Source organism: Curtobacterium sp. RM9, assembly GCF_054956955.1.
Window position 1 is genome coordinate 983,684 of the sequence record NZ_CM143271.1, and the last position, 19,586, is coordinate 1,003,269.

A 19,586-nucleotide genomic window follows, 5' to 3' on the forward strand; every position below is an offset into this window, starting at 1 on the left:
GGGCGCGTCCCCCACGGCTCGACACGGAAGAACCCCCGGGGGCCCTGCCCGCGGGGGTTCTTCCGTGCGACCGACGGGCTAGCGGACCACGACGAGCCCGCGCCCGCCGAAGCGGACGCCGTCGGTGTCGAACTCGGCGTCACCGAACGCGTAGAGCACCTCGCCGGTCGTCCCCGGCACCGGGACCTCGACCGCGTCGTCGGCGAAGTGGACGACGACGTGCACGGGGGCGGTGTCCGGGCCGAGCAGCCCGCGGGTGAGCACGAGCCAGCGCTCGTCCTCGCTGAAGCGGACGGCGTTCGCCTCGTAGCGCGGGTCGACGAACGCCTCCTCCGTGCGTCGGAGCGCGACGAGCACCCGGTAGGCCCGCAGCACGGCTGCGCCGCGTTCGCTCGTCACGTCGGACCAGTCGAGCTTCGAGTTGGTGAACGTCGTCGGGTCCTGCGGGTCCGGCACGGTCGACTCGTCCCAGCCGTGCTCCGCGAACTCCTTGATGCGGCCCTCGGCGGTGACCTTGCCGAGCTCCGGCTCCGGGTGCGAGGTGAAGAACTGCCACGGCGTGCTGGCCGCGAACTCCTCGCCCATGAACAGCATCGGCGTGAACGGCCCGAGCAGCGTCAGTGCGGCTGCGATGACGAGGCCCTCGTCGTCGAGCGTCGCAGCGAGCCGGTCGCCCGCCGCGCGGTTGCCGATCTGGTCGTGGTTCTGGTTCGCCACCACGAGCGCGGTCGCGGGGGAGGTGCCGCGGTCGATCGGTCGCCCGTGCCGCGCGCCGCGGAAGGACGACCAGGTGCCGTCGTGGAAGAACCCGTGGTCGAGGACCTTCGCGAGCGCCGACAGCGGGGCGAAGTCGGCGTAGTAGCCGTTCGTCTCGCCGGTGAGCGCGACGTGCACCGCGTGGTGGAAGTCGTCCGACCACTGGCCGGCGAGCCCGTATCCAGCGGCCTCGCGCGGGCGGAACATGATCGGGTCGTTGAGGTCCGACTCCGCGATGAGCGACAGCGGACGGCCGGTGAAGGCGCTGTACGCGTCCGTCTCCGATGCCATGTCGGCGAGGACGTGCGGGCGGGAGGTGTCCCGGATGGCGTGCACGGCGTCGAGTCGGAGCCCGTCGACGTGGTGGTCGCGGAACCACATCCGCACGTTGTCGAGCACGTACCGGCGGACCTCGGGGTGCTCCACGTTGACGGAGTCGCCCCAGGTGTTCGCCAGACCCTGCACGAGGTACGGCCCGTACAGCGGCAGGTAGTTGCCGCTGGGACCGAGGTGGTTGTAGACGACGTCCTGGATCACGCCGAGACCGAGCGCGTGCGCGCGGTCGACGAAGCGGTCGTAGGCGTCCGGTCCGCCGTACGGTGCGTGCACCGCGAACCAGCCGACGCCGTCGTAGCCCCAGTTCCACTCGCCGTTCACGGCGTTGACCGGCAGCAGTTCGACGAACTCGACGCCGAGCTCGACCAGGTGGTCCAGCTTGTCGGCGGCCGCGTCGAGGGTGCCCTCGGGCGTGTACGTCCCGACGTGCAGCTCGTAGATCACGGCGCCGCGGGCGGGGCGGCCCGTCCAGGCGTCGTCCGTCCACGAGAACCGCGCGGGGTCGACGACCTCGGACGGGCCGTGCACCCCCTCAGGCTGGAAACGGCTGCGCGGGTCGGGGCGCACCGCGTCGTCGTCGTCGATGCGGAAGCCGTACCGGGCGCCCACGACGGGGACGATCGCGTCGGTCGTCCACCAGTCGTCGTCGCCGCGGGTCAGCGGGTACTCGGTCCCGTCGACGACGAGGCGGACGCGCTCCGGCTCGGGCGCCCAGACGGCGTATCGGTCGGGTGCGGTCATGCGTGGCCCTCCAGGATGTCGATCTCGGCCTGCGCGTCGCTCTCGGACGGCGTGCTCGGTGCGGATGTGGTCGGCGTCGAGCCCGACGGCGTGGCGCCCGCCGGTGTGGAGCCGGTGGCCGACGTCGTGCCGTCCGTCCCGTGGTCCGGTGCTGCCGACAGGTCGGCGGGCACGAGCAGCGCGACCGGCAGGTCGGCGAGCAGTTCGGACACCGCGATGCCCCGGGACGCGGGGAACCGGCGGCCGGTCAGCAGGTCGACGCGGTCGAGCGGGACGGGGTGCACGAGCGTGTCGCCCCAGCCGCCCACGCGCTCGAGACCGATCGGCAGCCGCGTCGCGACCGTGACGGCCCCGCCGCGGTCGAACGCGAGCACGTGGTCCGCGGCGCTCCCGGTGGCCTCGAGCGCCAGGTAGCGGGTGAAGAGCTCCGGGTGGTCGCGGCGCAGACGGAGCGCACGGCTCGTCACGAGGATCTTGACGGCGCCGTCGAGGCCGACGGCGGGCAGGTGCTCGGGGCCGTCGTCGTCCGGGCCGTCGAGCGACGCCAGCACCCGGCGGTGCTCGGCGTAGTCCACAGGGCGACGGTTGTCCGGGTCGACCAGGGAGCGGTCCCACGACTCGGTGCCCTGGTAGACGTCGGGCACGCCGGGCGCGGTGAGCTGTACGAGCTTCTGCCCGAGGCCGTTCGACCAGCCGGCGGCGTCGATGCGCTCGTCGAGGGCGTCGAGCACGGCGACCACCGCCGGGTCGTCGAAGGCGGCGTCGACCAGGGCGTGCATGCGCTCCTCGAAGTCCTCGTCGGGCTCGGTCCACGTCGTGCTGTCGCCGGCCTCGCGCGAGGCCTTCTCGGCGTAGGCGTGCAGACGCTCACGACTCGCGGGCCGTGCGCCGACGATCGCCTGCCAGAGCAGGTCGGCGAGCACGGCGTCCTCGAGCGGCGCGAGGGACTGCAGGCGCTCGAAGATCGACGCCCACTCGGTGCCGAGTTCGGCGAGCACCGCGATCCGGGCCCGGGTGTCTTCGCTGCGCTTCGTGTCGTGGGTCGTGAGGGTCGTCATGGTGTGCGGCCAGCTGCCGAGGCGGTCGCGCTGGGCCCGGTGGAAGTCGGCGACCGACACCGAGAACACGCTCGGGTCGCTGCCGACCTCGCTCAGGGACGACAGGCGGGAGGTCCGGTAGAACGCGGTGTCCTCGACGCCCTTGGCCATCACCATGCCGCTGGTCTGCTGCAGCCGGACGGCCGCTGCGTTGGACGGGTCGACGAGTGCCGGGGCGATGCGGTCGATGACGTCCGCGAGCTCCGGGCGGGCCTCGGCCGAGCCCTCGAGCGCGTCGATGAGGTGGTGCGAGCCCTCGGGCAGGTACGTGCGGTACACGTCGAACGACGCCACGATCTCGGCCACCGCGTCGACGATGCGGTCGTGGGGCACCGGTCCAGCACCGGGCGTCGCGGTGCCGGGACCGAGCAGGCGCGCGAGCCGCTGGACCTCGCTGCCGAGGATCCCGTCGGCGATGCCGCGCCGGGTGTCGTGCGTCAGCTGCGGCCAGTCGGTCGGCTCGGAACCCGAGACCGCGGTCAGGGCCGGCTCGCCGGCGGGGTCGACGAACACCCGGTCGACGACGCCGAGCGCGTCGTACCCGGTCGTGCCGTCCACCGGCCACGAGCTCGGCAGTTCCTCGCCCGGCTCGAGGATCTTCTCGACGAGGGTGTACGCCCCGCCGGTCAGGGCGGCGAGGTCCTCGAGGTAGCCGGCCGGGTCGTAGAGGCCGTCCGGGTGGTCGATGCGGAGTCCGTCCACGAGTCCGTCCTCGAACCACCCGCCGATCGTGGTGTGCGAGGCCGCGAACACCTCGGGCTCCTCGACGCGGATCGCGGCGAGGGTGTTCACGGCGAAGAAGCGCCGGTAGTTGAGGTCGCGGTCGGCGCGCTTCCAGTGCACGAACTCGTAGTGCTGGCGCGCGTGCACGGCCTCGACGGTGTCGCCGTCCTGCACGGTGCCGGGCGCGGTCGGGTACGCGGTCGCACCGACGTACAGCCGGCCGTCGCGGAGTTCGACTGCGTCGAGCAGGCGGTCGTCGAGGACGGGGATGCGGATCCGGCCCGCGCCGGCCTCCCAGTCGACGTCGAAGGCCCACGCCACCGGGGAGCCCTGCCCCTGCTCGAGGAGCGACCACCACCAGGGGTTCACCTCGGGGGTGGCGACGCCGACGTGGTTCGGCACGATGTCGACGAGCACGCCGAGGCCGGCGGCGTGCGCGGTCTCGGTGAGCACGCGGAACGCCTCGTCGCCGCCGCGCTCGGTGTCGACGTGGGTGTGGTCGACCACGTCGTAGCCGTGCTGCGAGCCCGGCTCGGCCTGCAGGACGGGGGAGAGGTAGATCCAGTCGGCGCCGAGGTCGCGGACGTACTCGACGACGTCGGCCGCGGCCGCCAGGTCGAAGTCGGCGGTGAGCTGGAGTCGGTAGGTGGACGCGGGGATCCGTCGCGGGGTCATCGGGGTTCCTCGGAGGTGTCGGGGGTGGTGTCGTCGGGAGCGGTGGTGTCGGAGCCGGTCGCGCCGAGTGCGGCGGGGTCCGGCGCGGTCGTGCCGGACGGGGCGGGTGCGCCGGCCGGGTTCTCCGGGCTCACCTCGGCGGCGACCGGATCGGTCGCGGTGGCGTCGTCGGCTCCGGCCGCGGCACCGGCCGGATCACCGGCAGCGTCACCGGAGGCAGGCGCGGGGGCGGCACCGTCGGACGCGGTGGCACCGTGCGCCGCCGCCGTGGCGCTCGTGGCCGGGACGGCGTCCGTCGTGTCCACCGGCGTCGTCGTGACCTCGTGGTCGGGCTCGGCGCGGAGCACGATCATCGAACGTGCCGCGACGTCGAGCGGCGTCCCGGCGTCGAGGACCTCGTCCCGCGCCCGCGGGTCGGCCGTGTCGACCAGCACGGTCCAGCCGGGGGAGTACTCCTCCGGCGGCAGCGTGAAGGTCACGACGCCGTCGTGCGCGTTGTAGTACGTCAGGAAGGCCACGTCGGTGACGCGCTCGCCACGGTGGTCGCGGCCGCGGATGCCCTCGCCGTTCAGGTACATGCCGACGCTCTTGCCGAAGCCGGAGTCCCAGTCCTCGGGGTCCATCGCCTCGCCGGAGGGGGTGAGCCACACCACGTCGGGCAGTGGTTCGCCCTCGCCTCGTCGGACCGGACGGCCGTTGAAGTAGCGCGTGCGACGGAAGGTGGGGTGGTCGTGCCGCAGCTTGACGACGTCGGCGGTGAACTGGATGAGCTCGTCGTCGGCGTGCTCCCAGTCGATCCAGCTGATCGCCGAGTCCTGTGCGTACACGTTGTTGTTGCCGGACTGGGTGCGGCCGAGTTCGTCGCCGTGCGCGATCATCGGCACGCCCTGGCTGAGCAGGAGCGTCGCCAGGAAGTTCCGGCGCCGCTGGAGCCGCAGCTCGTTGACGGTCGCGTCGTCGGTCGGCCCCTCGACCCCGGAGTTCCACGACCGGTTGTGGCTCTCGCCGTCGTTGTTGTCCTCGCCGTTGGCCTCGTTGTGCTTCTCGTTGTAGGCGACGAGGTCGTACAGCGTGAAGCCGTCGTGCGCGGTGATGAAGTTGATGCTGGCCTTGGGCGTGCGGCCGTCGTGCTCGTACAGGTCGGCGGAGCCGGAGATCCGCGACGCGAACTCGCCGAGCGTCGAGGGCTCGCCGCGCCAGAAGTCGCGCACGGTGTCGCGGTACTTGCCGTTCCACTCGGACCACTGCGGCGGGAAGTTGCCGACCTGGTAGCCGCCGGGGCCGACGTCCCACGGCTCGGCGATGAGCTTCACCTGGGACACGATCGGGTCCTGCTGGACCAGTTCGAAGAACGCCGCGAGCCGGTCGACCTCGTAGAACTCGCGCGCGAGCGCCGCAGCGAGGTCGAAGCGGAAGCCGTCGACGTGCATCTCGGTCACCCAGTACCGCAGCGAGTCCATGATCAGCTGCAGGGAGTGCGGGTGCCCGACGTTCAGCGAGTTGCCGGTGCCGGTGGTGTCCATGTAGTACCGCTTGTCGTCGTCGACCAGGCGGTAGTAGGCCGCGTTGTCGATGCCGCGGAAGGACAGGGTCGGGCCGAGGTGGTTGCCCTCGGCGGTGTGGTTGTACACCACGTCGAGCACGACCTCGATGCCCGCGCGGTGGAGCTCGCGGACCATCGCCTTGAACTCCTGCACCTGCTGCCCGTGGTCGCCCGAGGACGAGTAGTGCGAGTGCGGCGCGAAGAACCCGATGGTGTTGTAGCCCCAGTAGTTCGACAGCCCCTTCTCCTGCAGGGTCGAGTCGTTCACGAACTGGTGCACGGGCATGAGCTCGAGCGTCGTGACGCCGAGGCGCTGCAGGTGCCCGATCACGGCCGGGTGTGCGACGCCGGCGTACGTGCCGCGCTGGTCTTCCGGCACGTCGGGGTGGGTCTGCGTCAGGCCCTTGACGTGCGCCTCGTAGATGACGGTCTCGCCGTAGGGGATCCGCGGTGCGCGGTCGCCCTGCCAGTCGAAGAACGGGTTGATGACGACGCCCTTGACCATGTGCGACGCCGAGTCCTCGTCGTTGGTCGAGTCCGGGTCGCCGAACGTGTACGAGAACAGTGCCTGGTCCCAGTCGATGTCGCCGCTCGTCGCCTTGGCGTACGGGTCGAGCAGGAGCTTGTTCGGGTTCGCGCGCAGCCCCGCTGCCGGGTCGTACTGACCGTGCACGCGGAAGCCGTACTGCTGGCCAGGTCCGATGTTCGGCAGGTACGCGTGCCACACGTAGGCGTCGACCTCGACCAGGTCGACGCACTCCTCGTTCCCGTCCGCGTCGAAGAGGCAGAGCTGGACGCGTTCGGCGACTTCGCTGAAGATGGCGAAGTTCGTGCCGCTTCCGTCGTAGGTCGCCCCGAGCGGGTACGGGTTGCCGGGCCAGGTGTGCAAACGGTCCTCCAGTTGTGGGTGGCGCCAAACTATCGGCGCGGCGCTGCGGCGTCCGCAGACAAGCCCCAGCTGTGGACGTCGCCGATGCGGTAAACGCTGTGGAGGGACAGCCGAGTAGCGTCGCGCGCATGGCCAACATCGTCACGCAGATCGCAGAGAAGGTGCGCCCGGTGGGCGTGTCCACCAACTACGGGGAGCCGGTCGAGGTCGGCGACCAGACCCTCATCCCGGTGTCCGTCGCCTGGTTCGGCTTCGGCGGCGGCGGGGACGACGACGAGAACGGTGGCGGTGGCGGCGGCGGCCTCTCCGCCCCCGTCGGCGCCTACGTGCGTCGACCCGGCAAGGACCTCGAGTTCGAGCCGAACCTCATCTCGCTCATCGTCGTGTCCATCCCGCTGGTCTGGGTGACCGGACGCGTCCTGCGCAAGCTGGTCCGCGCCCTGAAGAAGTAGCGCGCGGTCTGGAGGCGCGTGGCGGCCCCGCCCCGCGCCTCCAGACCGGTGCCACGCGGCCACGGCCGCGGGTAGGATGCAGGCACACACACGGGAGTCCGGGACCGCCGGGCTGAGAGGGAGCGAGTGGCGCTCCGACCGTCGAACCTGATCCGGGTCATGCCGGCGCAGGGAGGAGTCAGCACCATGCCTGCAACCATGCAGTCCGCCGTACCGTCCACCGCGACGAAGCGCTCGCTGCGGTGGCGCGTCGTCGACATCGTCGTGGCGAGCGTCCTCGCCGTCGCGATCGGCGTCGTCTTCAAGCTCTGGGAGTTCGGCTACGAGCCGCTCAGCACCGTCGCCGGCCTCGTGCTCCCCGGCACGCAGTCGCTCTTCGGCGGCGTCTGGCTGCTCGCCGGCCCCGTCGTCGCGATCGTCGTGCGGAAGCCCGGCGCCGCGCTCTACGCCGAGATGGTCGCCGCCAGCGTCGAGGCGCTGCTCGGCACGCAGTGGGGCTGGCTGACGCTCGAGGCCGGGCTCGTCCAGGGTCTCGGCGCCGAGCTCGTGCTCGCCCTCTTCCTCTACCGCGCGTACCGGCTGCCGGTCGTGGTGCTCGCCGGGGCCGCCGCAGGCCTCGCCCTCGGCATCAACGACACGGTGCTCTGGTACCCCGGCTACGACGGGGCGTTCAAGACCGTGTACGTGGTCTGCGCCGTGGTCTCGGGCGCCGTCATCGCCGGCATCGGCTCGTGGCTGCTCGTCCGGGCGCTCGCTGCGACGGGCGTGCTGTCCTCCTTCGCCGCCGGCCGTGAGCACGCTGGGCGCGAGCGTGCCGGCCGTGAGCACGCGAGCCGTGAGCACGCGAGCCGCTCCGACGGCGAGCACGACGAGCGCGGACCCCGCGTCGACGCGTGACCGGCTCGCCCGCGACGGGTGCCGCCGCGATCACCTTCCGCGACTGGGGCTGGCGTTACGCCGGCCGTGACGCGTGGGCGGTCCGCGGCCTCGACCTCGCGATCGCCCCGGGGGAGCGCGTCGCGGTCGTCGGGCCGTCCGGCGCGGGCAAGTCGACGCTCCTCCGGGCCGTCGCCGCCGTGCTGGCCGACGAGCCCGACCCCGACGACGACACCGCGGCCGCGGTGCAGGGCTCGGTCCTCGTCGACGGAGCCGACCCCCGCGCGGTCCGCGGGCGCGTCGGCCTCGTCATGCAGGACCCCGAGGCCCACACCGTGATGTCGCGCATCGGCGACGACGTCGCCTTCGGCTGCGAGAACGCGGGTGTGCCACGGGCCGAGACCTGGGAACGCGTGCGCGCCGCCCTCGAGGTCGTCGGCCTCGACCTGCCGCTCGACCGCTCCACGAGCCGGCTCTCCGGCGGCCAACGGCAGCGCCTCGCGCTCGCCGGCGTGCTCGCGATGCGGCCCGGGGCGCTCGTGCTCGACGAGCCGTGCGCGAACCTCGACCCGGACGGCGTCCGGCAGGTGCACGACGCCGTCCGGGCGCTCCTGGAGGAGACCGGTGCGACGCTGCTCGTCGTCGAGCACCGGATCGGCACGTGGCTCGACCTCGTCGACCGGCTGGTGCTGCTCGAACCCGCGGGCGGCGTGGTCGCCGACGGCCCGCCCGAGCGTGTGCTCGCCGAGCACGGCCCCGCACTCACCGCCGCCGGCGTCTGGGTGCCGGGTGCGGAACCAGCGCGCGGATCCTCCCGCCGCCGCCCTGCGCACGACCGAGCGGGCGGAACCCGCACTGGAGGCACGGTGCACGTCGACGGGATCCGCCCGCTCGACGGCGTGGCGGCCCCTGATCCCGCCCCCGCCGCGCCGACGGACGCGCTGCTGTCCGCGCGTGGTCTGGCGACCACGCGCGTCGGGCGCCTCCGACGCCGCGCCGCCGGTCGCGTCGACGCCCGGGTCGGCACGGGGATCGACCTCGACGTCCGACCCGGTCGGGTCCTCGCCGTGACCGGACCGAACGGCGTCGGCAAGTCGACGCTCGGCCTGACGCTCGCCGGCCTCCTCCGACCGGCCGATGGCGTCCTCCGCGCGGGCGCCGAGCTCGGCGGTGACGCGGGACCGACACCCTCCGACTGGACGAGTCGGCAGCTCGCGGCCCGGATCGGCACCGTGTTCCAGGACCCGGAGCACCAGTTCGTGGCCCGCTCCGTCCGCGAGGAGCTCGCCGTCGGTCCGCGCGCCCTCGGCCTGTCCGACGTCGACGCCCGTGTGGACGACCTGCTCGACGCCTTCGCGCTCCGGCACCTGGCCGACGCGAACCCCTTCACGCTGTCCGGTGGGGAGCAGCGACGGCTGGCGATCGGGACGGTCGTGGCCTCGACGCCGCCGGTGGTCGTGCTCGACGAACCGACCTCGGGGCAGGACCGGGCGACGTGGCAGGCGGTGGTCGACCGGCTCGGCGCTCTGGCCGACGCGGGGTGCGCCGTCGTCGCGGTCACGCACGACCAGGACCTCGTCCGGGCGCTCGACGCCGACGAGGTCGTGCTCGGCGTGGACGGCGCGCGACCCGTCCCGCGCGGTGACGACGCCCGCGACGCGCTCGGCGCGGACGGCCCACCCCGCGAGCCGGGCGCGACCGGGGTGACCGGTGAGCCCGGCGCGACCGGCGTCGTGTCCCCGACCGCGGCGGTGCGACGGTGACCGCGCCGACGGCCGCAGCCGACACGGCCGGGCGATCCGCGCCTCCCGTCCGGCCTGCTCGCGGGATCGCCGGCGTGCAGCCGGTGGCCGCGATGCTCGGGGTGCTCGCGCTCGGCCTGTGCCTCGTGCTGAGCCTCGACGTCGTCTCCGCGGCGGTCGCCCTCGCGCTCGAGGTCCTGCTCCTGCCGCTGCTGCGCCTGCCCGTCCGGACGCTGCTGCTGCGGACCGCGCCCGTGCTGGTCGCCGTGCCGCTGACGGCGCTGAGCATCGCGCTGTACGGCCGACCGTCGGGCCGGGAGTGGTTCGACCTCGGCTTCGCGCACGTCACCGACGGGTCACTGGCGCTCGCGCTCGCGACCGCCCTCCGCGTGCTCGCCGTCGGGGTGCCCGCCGTGGTGCTGTTCGTCGGTGCCGACCCGACGGACCTCGCGGACGGCCTCGCCCAGCTCCTGCGGCTGCCGGCGCGGTTCGTGCTCGGGGCGCTCGCGGCGGTGCGGATGACGACGCTCCTCGGCGAGGACTGGCGGCAGCTGGCGATGGCGCGGCGCGCTCGGGGCATCGCGGACTCCGGACGGCTGCGGCGCGGAGCATCGATGGCGTTCGCCCTGCTCGTGCTCGCGCTGCGGCGTGCGACGACGCTCGCGGTGGCGATGGAGTCGCGCGGCTTCGGCGCTCCGGGGAAGCGGACGTGGGCGCGGCCTGCGCGCTTCGCCGGGCCGGAGTGGGCGATGGTCGGGGTGCTCGTGGGGATCGGGCTCGTGGCGATCGCGGTGGCCGTGACGGCGGGGACCTGGCGTGCCTGACGACGGCGCCGCTCCGGTGCTCGCGCGTCGTCTCGCGGCGGCAGCACGGGCGGCGGCAGCACGGGCTGCGGCGGCCGCTCCGGGAGCGCCGCAGCGTCTCGTCGTGCTCGTCGACGGACGGTCGGGCACCGGCAAGACCACGCTCGGCACGGCCCTCGCCGCGGAGCTCGGCGCCGCCGTCGTGCACCTCGACGACCTCTACCCCGGCTGGGACGGCCTCCGGGCAGCGGCGGACGCCGTCGTGTCCGACGTCCTCGGGGCCCCGTCGGGCTACCGGCGCTGGGACTGGACGGCGTCGGGACCCGCGGGGTGGCAGCCGATCGACCCCGCGGCGGCGCTCGTGGTCGAGGGGTGCGGTGCGCTGTCGCGTGCCTCCGCGCCGCTGGCGACGCTCCGGGTGTGGCTCGAGGCGGACGACTCCGTGCGGTGGGACCGGGCGATCGGCCGCGACGGGGAGGTCTTCGCGCGGGAGTGGGCGCGCTGGGCCGCCCAGGAAGCGGCCTTCATCGCTGCCGAGGGCCCGGCGGCGCTCGCGGACGTGGTCATCCGGACGTAGACGGAGCTCGGTCCTGTGTGGCCGGGGCGACTTCACGCGCGCGACTTCACGCGCTGAGCGACACTTCACGCCCGCCCGCGGCCGTGAAGTGTCGCTCAGCGCGAAGAGTCGGTCAGCTCACCGCGCCCGCCGCGCGGCCGCGACCGGGTCCACCGCGAACACCGCCGCCACGATCGAGAGCACCGCGTACACCCCGAGGTACGCGCACAGGATCCACGGCGAGCCCCCGCCCACCTGCACGAACACGGCCGCGAGCAACGGTGTCAGCCCCACCGAGAAGATCGACCCGATCTGGTACCCGAGGCTCATCCCCGAGTACCGCCGACCGGTCGGGAACTGCTCCGCGAACCACGCCGCCTGCGGCCCGTAGATGCTGTCGTGGAAGACGCACATCCCGACGAGCGCGACGAGGGGCAGCAGCACGAGGGGCCCGGCGTCGAGGAACGCGAAGAACGGCCAGATGAGCACCCCGATGCCGATCGCCGACCCGATGGCGAGCGGACGTCGCCCGACCCGGTCGGACAGCCAGCCCCAGAACGGCGTCGACACGAGCGACACCGCCGAGATGACGAGCACGGCCTGCAAGCCCGCCGCCGACCCCTCCTCGCCGCGCTTCGCGAGCAGGTACGTCAGCGAGCAGGTCGTCAGGATCGAGTAGAGCGCCGGCTGCACGAGCCGCAGCCCGGCCGTCACGAGGATCGCCCGCGGGTGCCGGCGGACCGCCTGCCACACCGGGTACCGCTCCACCTGGCCCGACGCGCGCAGCTCCTGGAACACCGGCGCGTCCTGCACGCCGAGCCGGATCACGAGCCCGACGGCCACGATCACCGCCGAGAACAGGAACGGCAGGCGCCAACCCCATGCGAGGAACGCCTCGTCGCCGAGCAGGGTCCGCACCAGCGTGAACACCCCGGTCGCGAGGAGCATCCCGCCCGCCGACCCCATCTGCGTGAACGCCCCGAACAGCCCGCGGTGCCGCTCGGGCGCGTGCTCGACGGACAGCAGCGCCGACCCGCCCCACTCCGCCCCGGCGGCGATGCCCTGCAGCAGGCGCAGCACCACGAGCGCGACCACCGCCCCGACTCCGATCGTCGACGCCGACGGCACCACGCCGATGAGCGTCGAGGCGATCCCCATCAGCACGAGCGACGCGACGAGCAGCTTCTTCCGCCCGATCCGGTCGCCGAGGTGTCCCGCCACGATCCCACCGAGCGGACGGGCCACGAACCCGACGCCGTACGTCGCGAACGACGCGATCACGCCGACCGCCGGCGTCACGGACGGGAAGAACGTCGGCGCGAACACCAGGGCCGAGGCCGTCGCGTAGAGGTAGAAGTCGTAGTACTCGACGGTCGTCCCGACGAAGGACGCGAGGGCGACCCGACGACGGGTCGCGTTCGTCGACGGTGCGACGGGACGGACGGGAGGCGCGGCTGCGGCGGTCGGGGTCGACATGCCTCAGGAGCATGGTCGCCTCCAGGGCCGCGCGGAACACCGCCCGTAACGCGAGGTCACGTCATGAGCGCGGGAGCGCGGTCCACGGGGACCATGGACGGCATGAGCGATGCACCGACCCGTCCGCTGCGCTTCGCGGCCTTCGTCATGAACACGACGTCGCACATCCAGCACGGCCTCTGGCGGCACCCCGACGCCCGGCAGGCGGACTTCGACGACGTCACGCTGTGGACCGACCTCGCGAAGACCCTCGAACGCGGGAAGTTCGACGCGATGTTCTTCGCGGACGTCGTCGGCACGTACGGCCCCGCCCGCGGCGACTACGCGACGAACCTCCGCGAGGGCCTGCAGATCCCCTCGAACGACCCGTCCGTGCTGCTCTCCGCGCTCGCCGTGTCCACCGAGCACCTCGGCCTCGCGTTCACGTCGAGCGTCATCCAGGCGCACCCGTTCGACTTCGCCCGCAAGGTCTCGACGCTGGACCACATCACCCGGGGGCGCATCGGCTGGAACGTCGTCACGAGCGCGTTGGACAGCGCCGCGCGGAACTTCGGCGCGGACCGCCTCGAGGAGCACGACGAGCGCTACGCCTGGGCGGAGGAGTACCTCGAGGTCTGCGCGAAGCTCTGGGAGGGGTCGTGGGAGGACGGCGCCGTCCTGAAGGACCCGGTGCGCGGCTACGCCGACCCGGAGAAGGTGCACCGTATCGACCACCACGGGAAGCGGTACGACGTGCAGGGGCCGCACCTGTCCGCGCCGTCGCCGCAGCGGACGCCGGTGCTGTTCCAGGCCGGGTCCTCGCCGGCCGGCCGGGCCTTCGCCGCGCGGAACGCCGAGGCGCAGTTCATCCTCACGTCGAACCGCGACGCCACCGAGCAGCTCATCCGCGAGACCCGTGACCTCGCTGCCGCAGCCGGCCGACGTCGTGAGGACCTCGCGTTCTTCCTCGGCCTGACCTTCGTCACCGGCTCCACCGAGGCCGAGGCGAAGGCGAAGGAAGCGGAGATCGACGAGTACCTCGCGGCCGACGGCTTCCTCGTGCACTCGAACCTCGGCTTCGACCCGGACACCGGCGAACCGCTCGACCCCGCGACGCCGCTGTCCGAGGTCCGGACGCACGCCGGGCAGTCGCACCTGCAGTGGCTCCGCGAGGCCGCCGGCGACCGCGAGCCGACCATCGCCGACCTCGCCCGGTTGTCCGCGAAGCTCCGCGCCCGGGTCGTCGGCACGCCCGAGCAGATCGCCGACGAACTCGCCGCGTGGCAGCGGGTCGGGGTCGACGGGGTGAACGTCATCAACTGGACGCTGCCCGGGTCGTACGAGGAGTTCGTCGACGACATCGCGCCGACCCTGCAGGAGCGCGGGCTCATGCAGTCCGAGTACCGGGAGGGCACCCTCCGCGAGAAGCTCTTCGGACACGCGCAGCTGCCCGACTCGCACCCGGCACGGCGGTGGCGCGGCGCGTTCTCCGGCGGCGCGAGCGGCGCAGCTGCCAGCGGTACCGACGCGACCGGCGCGGGTCAGGCGCGCGACGCCGTCGGGGTGACCGCATGACGGAGGCGACCGTGACCGCCGGGGGTGCACCGCGCCTCCAGGCCGACGCACCGGCCGACCGTCTGACGACACTGCGGGAGCACTTCGCGCCGGTGTTCGACCGCATCCGCGAGGGTGCCGTCGCGCGCGAGCTCGCGTCCGGCGCGCCGGGCGAGCGGGAGCTGCCGCACGCCGAGGTGCGCGCGCTCGCGGAGGCGGGCTTCGGTCGGCTGCGCGTCCCCGAGGAGCGTGGCGGCTGGGGCGTGACGCTGGTCGAGCTGGCGCACCTCGTGACGGACCTCGCCGCAGCGGACTCGAACGTCGCGCACCTCTGGCGGGGGCACTTCGGGTACACCGAACTCGTGCTGCTCCGGCCGGACTCGCCCGCTCGCGACGAGTGGCTCGAGCGCATCGTCCGCGGGGCGATCGTGGGGAACGCGACCTCGGAGCGCACCGGGACGACCCTCGCCGACATCTCGACGACCGTCGCTCCCGACGCTGACGGTGTGTGGCGGCTCGACGGGCGGAAGTTCTACTCGACCGGCACGCTCTACGCCGACTGGATCTACCTGGGGGCCGACCGTGACGGCGAGCGCGTGACGTTCGCCGTGCCCACCGACGCGCCGGGCGTCACCGGGATCGACGACTGGGACGGCTTCGGGCAGCGACTGACCGCCTCCGGCACGACCGTGTTCGACCGCGTGCCCGTCGACCCGTCGGTCATCTCGGCCTACCGGGACGCCCCGCTGTCGCACATCCAGGCCTTCTACCAGCTGTACCTGCTGGCAGTGCTCGCCGGGATCGGACAGGCCGTCGTCGACGACGCCGTGGCGTTCGTCCGGCCGCGCACGCGCACGTACATCCACGCGAACGCCGCGACCCCGGGGGAGGATCCGCAGGTGCTGGCCGTGCTCGGACGGCTGTCGGCCGGAGCGTTCACGGCGCGGTCGCTCGTCGTCGCTGCGGCCGGGTTGCTGGACGGGGTCGTGGCGACGAACGAGCCCGGGGTCGGCGTCGACCACGCGCTGCTCGACGCCGCCGAGAACGCCGTGTACCAGGCGCAGGTCGAGATCGGGCCGCGGGTGCTGCGGTCGGCCTCGGAGCTGTTCGAGGTCGGGGGCGCCTCGGCGGCGGACCGGACACGGGCGCTCGACCGGCACTGGCGGAACGCCCGGGTGGTGGCGTCGCACAACCCCGCCGTCTACAAGGAGCGGCTCGTGGGGGAGTACGTGCTGCACGGGCGTGGGCCGGTGGACGCGTGGGAGCGGTACCACGAGGTGGGGCCGACGCGGTTCTGAGGGGGTGGCCTCGGGGCCCCGTCGCGTGCGCGCGTCTGGGATGCCCCCGTTGCGTGCGCGCGTCTCGGCTGCCCGAGTCTCGCGCGTCGCGACAGTTCACGCACTCGCGCGCCCGTGGAGTGTCGCTCGGCGCGAGACTCGCCCCGGGCCGCCTGCCGCTGCCGTGCCGCGTGCCGCGTGCGGCCTGCCGCTGCGGCCTGACGCCTGCGGCTGCCGTGCCGCGTGCCTACGCCCAGCCGAGCTCGTGCAGCCGCTCGTCGTCGATCCCGTAGAAGTGACCGATCTCGTGCACGAGCGTCGTGTGCACCTCGTCCCGGAGCTCCTCGACCGTGTCGCACTCCTCGAGGTGCTGCTTCCGGAACACCACGATCCGGTCCGGGAGCTCGCCGAACCCGTACTGCCCACGCTCCGTCGCCGCGACTCCGTCGTAGTAGCCGAACAGGTCGGAGCCGTCCTCTGGTTCGTCCTCCACGACGAACACCACGTTGTCGAGCCCGTCCACCATCTCGTCGGGCAGCCGGTCGAGCTCGTCGGTCACGAGCTGCTCGAACGCGTCGGCGGACATCTCCATCACGCTCCGATCGTGGCACATCTGCATCGGAGACGACGAAGGCCCCGTCCTCTCGGACGGGGCCTTCACGAACTGGGGTGAGTAACGGGTCTCGAACCCGCGACCTCCTAGACCACAACCAGGCGCTCTACCAACTGAGCTATACCCACCATGTGCACACCGGCGGACCAGCGCGACCACTCAATAGTAGTACATGCCGCGCGCCCCGCCGACCACTCCTAGGCGGTCGGTGCGGCGGACTCGCTCTCGGCGACCGCGTCGGTCGAGGGCTGCGCGAGTCGCGGCGCCCACTGCTCGACGACCTCGGCCGCCACGGCGCGGACGTCCTCCGTCGTCGGGCCGGGCTCCGCGACGAAGCCGGCGCGCCGGTAGTACTCGAGCTCGCGGATCGACTCGAGGATGTCGGCGAGCGCCCGGTGCCCGCCGTGCTTCTCCGGAGCGTTGAAGTACACGCGCGGGAACCAGCGCCGGCAGAGCTCCTTGATGCTCGACACGTCCACGCTGCGGTAGTGGAGGTGGCCGTCGACCCGCGGCATGTACTTCGCCAGGAACGACCGGTCCGTCCCGATCGTGTTGCCCGCGAGCGGCGCCGCACCCTCGGCGGGCACGTGCTGGAGGATGTACTCGAGCACCTGGAACTCCGCGTCCGCGAGGCTCACCCCGTGCGGGATCTCGTCGATGAGACCGGACGTCGTGTGCATGTTCGTGACGAACTCGTTCATGTTGTCGAGCGCCGACTGGTCCGGCTTGATGACGATGTCGAACCCGGGGTGCACGGGCACGAGGTCGAAGTCGGTGATGACGACGGCCACCTCGACGAGTTCGTCCACCTCGATGTCGAGGCCGGTCATCTCGCAGTCGATCCAGACGAGGCGGTCGTTCGCAGTTGCCATGCCCCGATCCTATTCCGCAGCCCCGACGTCCCCGGTGCCGGCCGTGGCGGCAGGTGAGGGACGCGCGCGCCGGTCCCGCGCACCGGCCCGCGCGACTCGCGCCGGTTCCGCACGCTGCTCCTGCGCGAGCGGGCGGATTGCGTGCAGCTGGATTGCTGCACCCTGCAGATTCCGCCCGCCCGCGCCGCCACCCGCCCTGGAGGCGCGGCTCACCACGGGCGGCGACGTCGCGATGCGAGGTGGTCACCCCCACGCCCCACACGAGCGGGCGGAAAACGCTCGGCCCCGCCTCGTGGCACTGCACCTTCCGCCCGCTCGCGGAGCGCAGGGCGCCGGCCCCCGACGAGCGGGCGGAATCGCAGGAGCCCTGCCGCGCGCGGGATGGACTCCGCCCGCTCGCGCTGCCGGATCCGCCCCCGCAGTCGAGCGGGCGGATCCGGCAGCGCCGAGCCTGCTGCACGTGCACGATCCGCCCACTCGCACAGAGCAACCCGCCGGCCCTCGTCACCACCATCGCGAACGGGCGGTTCCGGCAGCGCCGGGCCTGCTGCACGCGCACGATCCGCCCGCTCGCACAGAGCAACCCGCCGGCCCTCGTCTTCGCCATCGCGAGCGGGCGGATCCGGCAGCGCCGGGCCTGCTGCACCCGCACGATCCGCCCGCTCGCGGAACGCCCCGCGCCGGCCCTCGTCACCGCCATCGTGAAGGGGCGGATCCGGCAGCGTCGCGCCTGCTGCACGTGCACGATCCGCCCGCTCGCGCAGCGCTCCCGCACCAGGCGCCCCGGCAACGCCGAACGGGCGGGACCTGCACGCAGCAGATCCCGCCCGTTCGCAGACCGGAAGCCCGGTTGTCCGGAACGCCCCCCCGAGCCCCCTCCCGACCCCTCAGGCCATCTCGCCCGCCGAGATCGCCTCCGCCTCGACGCGCTCGGACTCCGGCACCGCCCCCTCGTCCACCCGCCGCAGCACCTTCGTCGTCAGCACCACGACCACGAACGCGACCGCGACCGACACCCCCGCGAAGACGTACGCGGCAGACGGAGCGAACTCGTCCGCGAGCAGCGTGGCCACCGGCGGGGCGATCGCGCCACCGATGAACCGCACCGCGGAGTAGGCGCTCGACGCGACGGACCGGGGGAGGTCGGTGGCCTCCATGACGCACTCGGTCAGCACGGTGTTCAGGACGCCGAGCACGAGGCCCCCGACGATGACGCAGATGATCAGACCGACCTGCGAGCGGACGACGACCGCGGCGGCGAACAGGTCGAGCGCCAGCAGCGGGAGCGCGATCTTGAGCACCGAGGTCCGGCGCATCCGAGCGGTGAGCATGGGAGCCACCCAGACCGACGTGATCGCCAGGCCGAGCCCCCAGCCGAAGAACGTGAAGCCGATGCCGAGCGCGCCGAAGCCGAGCGGGAAGGGCGTGTAGGCGAGCAGCACGAAGAACCCGATGTTGTAGAAGAGCGCGGTCACGGCGAGGGCCGCGAGCGCCGGGCGTCCGAGCGCACGGAACGGTGCGGAGAGCTTCGTCGGCGTCGGCTTCTCGAGGCTGTTCGACTTCAGGAGCGTGACGATGGCGATGAACGCGACCGCCATGAGCGTGGTGACGCCGAAGAACGGGCCGCGCCAGCTCACCGACCCGAGCAGCCCGCCGACGAGCGGGCCGACGGCGATGCCGAGCCCGAGCGCGGCCTCGTACAGGATGATCGCCGAGGCGGTGCCGCCGGACGCCGCGCCGACGATCGTCGCGAGCGCGGTGGAGATGAAGAGGGCGTTGCCGAGGCCCCAGCCTGCGCGGAAGTCGATGATGCTCCACACGCTGTTCGACGTGGCGGCGAGGACGGAGAACACCACGATGAGCGCGAGGCCGATGAGCAGGGTGTTCTTCGGCCCGATGCGGCTCGACACCCAGCTCGTGAAGAACATGGCGACGCCCGTGACGGCGAGGTAGCTCGTGAAGAGCAGCTCGGTCTGCGCCGCGGTCGCTCGCAGGGACGAGGCGATCGCCGGCAGGATGGGGTCGACGAGGCCGATGCCCATGAACGCGACGACGCAGGCGAACGCGATCGCCCACACCGCCGAGGACTGCTTGAGGATGCTGCCGGACGCAGCTGGTGCGTGGGTGTTCACGCGAGGGTCTCCGTTCTGGTGGTGGCACTGCGCGACGCGATGATCGCGGCGGCGTCGTGCAGGACGTCCCACTCGTCGTCGTCGAGGTCGGCGAAGAGCGGGCCGACCGTGCTGGTGAGGGTGTTCCGCCAGTCGGCGAGTCGAGCCCGCCCGGCGTCGGTGATCTGGATGAGCTGCCCGCGGGAGTCGTCGGGGTCGACCGATCGGCTGATGAGCCCGTCGGCCGTCATGCTCGTGACGAGACGGGTCATGGTCGGCTGGGCGACGCGGGAGGCGGTGGCGAGTTCGCCGAGTCGGAGCGGCTGGTCGGTCTCGAGGATCCCGAGGGTCCGCCAGACCGCTGCCGTCGTCGTGTTGCCCGTCGCCTGCACCGCGGTGCGGATCAGGCGGTTCACGGACACGAGGAGCGTCTCGATCGTCTGCTCGTGCGTCATTTCCACAGTGAAACTATATAGCCTGGCTATGAATCGGTCAACAGCTCGTTCCTGGTAGAA

The 19,586-nt window shown here is 72.9% G+C and carries 15 protein-coding genes, 1 tRNA gene and 1 riboswitch; of the genes, 7 read left to right on the top strand and 9 right to left on the bottom strand.

The features are described from left to right. Positions 1 to 78 precede the first annotated feature (78 nt). The 3 genes from treZ to glgX are packed head-to-tail and all read right to left on the bottom strand — an operon-like array spanning position 79 to position 6,760. On the bottom strand, positions 79 to 1,833 hold the full coding sequence (gene treZ, locus ACY3FI_RS04670) for a malto-oligosyltrehalose trehalohydrolase (protein ID WP_462549589.1): 1,755 nt from the start codon (positions 1,831 to 1,833) through the stop codon (positions 79 to 81). After that, positions 1,830 to 4,328, bottom strand: a complete 2,499-nt coding sequence (treY, locus tag ACY3FI_RS04675; protein ID WP_462549590.1) for a malto-oligosyltrehalose synthase — start codon at positions 4,326 to 4,328, stop codon at positions 1,830 to 1,832. The genes treZ and treY overlap by 4 nt, the downstream gene beginning before the upstream one ends. Beyond that, positions 4,325 to 6,760, bottom strand: coding sequence for a glycogen debranching protein GlgX (gene glgX, locus ACY3FI_RS04680; protein ID WP_462549591.1), 2,436 nt, complete (start codon positions 6,758 to 6,760; stop codon positions 4,325 to 4,327). The genes treY and glgX overlap by 4 nt, the downstream gene beginning before the upstream one ends. Positions 6,761 to 6,888: 128 nt before the next feature. Here glgX and ACY3FI_RS04685 point away from each other — a divergent pair, with 128 nt between their 5' ends. The 5 genes from ACY3FI_RS04685 (at position 6,889) to ACY3FI_RS04705 (ending at position 11,210) form a co-directional block, all read left to right on the top strand. Continuing rightward, positions 6,889 to 7,212, top strand: coding sequence for a hypothetical protein (locus tag ACY3FI_RS04685; RefSeq protein ID WP_462549592.1), 324 nt, complete (start codon positions 6,889 to 6,891; stop codon positions 7,210 to 7,212). 80 nt (positions 7,213 to 7,292) lie between these two features. Further along, a riboswitch (TPP riboswitch) is annotated at positions 7,293 to 7,404 on the top strand. Further along, the gene (locus ACY3FI_RS04690) at positions 7,399 to 8,109 is read left to right on the top strand and encodes an ECF transporter S component (protein WP_462549593.1); all 711 of its coding nucleotides are present in this window, start codon (positions 7,399 to 7,401) and stop codon (positions 8,107 to 8,109) included. (Overlaps the previous riboswitch by 6 nt.) Next, the gene (locus ACY3FI_RS04695; RefSeq protein ID WP_462549594.1) at positions 8,106 to 9,851 is read left to right on the top strand and encodes an ABC transporter ATP-binding protein; all 1,746 of its coding nucleotides are present in this window, start codon (positions 8,106 to 8,108) and stop codon (positions 9,849 to 9,851) included. The genes ACY3FI_RS04690 and ACY3FI_RS04695 overlap by 4 nt, the downstream gene beginning before the upstream one ends. Continuing rightward, on the top strand, positions 9,848 to 10,654 hold the full coding sequence (locus tag ACY3FI_RS04700; protein WP_462549595.1) for an energy-coupling factor transporter transmembrane component T family protein: 807 nt from the start codon (positions 9,848 to 9,850) through the stop codon (positions 10,652 to 10,654). Before ACY3FI_RS04695 ends, ACY3FI_RS04700 begins: the two co-directional genes overlap by 4 nt. Continuing rightward, positions 10,647 to 11,210, top strand: a complete 564-nt coding sequence (locus ACY3FI_RS04705; protein WP_462549596.1) for a nucleoside/nucleotide kinase family protein — start codon at positions 10,647 to 10,649, stop codon at positions 11,208 to 11,210. Before ACY3FI_RS04700 ends, ACY3FI_RS04705 begins: the two co-directional genes overlap by 8 nt. 117 nt (positions 11,211 to 11,327) lie before the next feature. Here the strand turns inward: ACY3FI_RS04705 and ACY3FI_RS04710 are convergent, their stop codons facing one another. Continuing rightward, the gene (locus ACY3FI_RS04710; protein WP_462549597.1) at positions 11,328 to 12,665 is read right to left on the bottom strand and encodes an MFS transporter; all 1,338 of its coding nucleotides are present in this window, start codon (positions 12,663 to 12,665) and stop codon (positions 11,328 to 11,330) included. Between the two features lie 102 nt (positions 12,666 to 12,767). Here ACY3FI_RS04710 and ACY3FI_RS04715 point away from each other — a divergent pair, with 102 nt between their 5' ends. Beyond that, complete coding sequence (locus tag ACY3FI_RS04715; protein ID WP_462549598.1) at positions 12,768 to 14,219, top strand: LLM class flavin-dependent oxidoreductase; 1,452 nt, start codon at positions 12,768 to 12,770, stop codon at positions 14,217 to 14,219. Next, complete coding sequence (locus tag ACY3FI_RS04720; RefSeq protein ID WP_462549599.1) at positions 14,216 to 15,496, top strand: acyl-CoA dehydrogenase family protein; 1,281 nt, start codon at positions 14,216 to 14,218, stop codon at positions 15,494 to 15,496. The genes ACY3FI_RS04715 and ACY3FI_RS04720 overlap by 4 nt, the downstream gene beginning before the upstream one ends. Before the next feature lie 226 nt (positions 15,497 to 15,722). On the opposite strand, the gene ACY3FI_RS04725 is transcribed toward ACY3FI_RS04720, so the two are convergent. From ACY3FI_RS04725 to ACY3FI_RS04745, 5 genes are all read right to left on the bottom strand, one after another. Beyond that, positions 15,723 to 16,067 carry a metallopeptidase family protein gene (locus ACY3FI_RS04725; protein ID WP_462550309.1) on the bottom strand — a complete coding sequence of 115 codons (345 nt, stop codon included), beginning with the start codon at positions 16,065 to 16,067 and terminating at the stop codon, positions 15,723 to 15,725. Positions 16,068 to 16,140: 73 nt separating this feature from the next. Beyond that, a tRNA-His gene (locus ACY3FI_RS04730) sits at positions 16,141 to 16,216 on the bottom strand. 69 nt (positions 16,217 to 16,285) lie between these two features. Then, the gene (orn, locus tag ACY3FI_RS04735; RefSeq protein ID WP_462549600.1) at positions 16,286 to 16,960 is read right to left on the bottom strand and encodes an oligoribonuclease; all 675 of its coding nucleotides are present in this window, start codon (positions 16,958 to 16,960) and stop codon (positions 16,286 to 16,288) included. Positions 16,961 to 17,847: 887 nt separating this feature from the next. Next, positions 17,848 to 19,092 (bottom strand): MFS transporter, encoded by a 1,245-nt coding sequence (locus ACY3FI_RS04740; protein WP_462549601.1) that lies wholly within the window; start codon positions 19,090 to 19,092, stop codon positions 17,848 to 17,850. Next, positions 19,089 to 19,526 (bottom strand): MarR family winged helix-turn-helix transcriptional regulator, encoded by a 438-nt coding sequence (locus tag ACY3FI_RS04745; RefSeq protein WP_462549602.1) that lies wholly within the window; start codon positions 19,524 to 19,526, stop codon positions 19,089 to 19,091. The genes ACY3FI_RS04740 and ACY3FI_RS04745 overlap by 4 nt, the downstream gene beginning before the upstream one ends. Positions 19,527 to 19,586 lie beyond the last annotated feature (60 nt).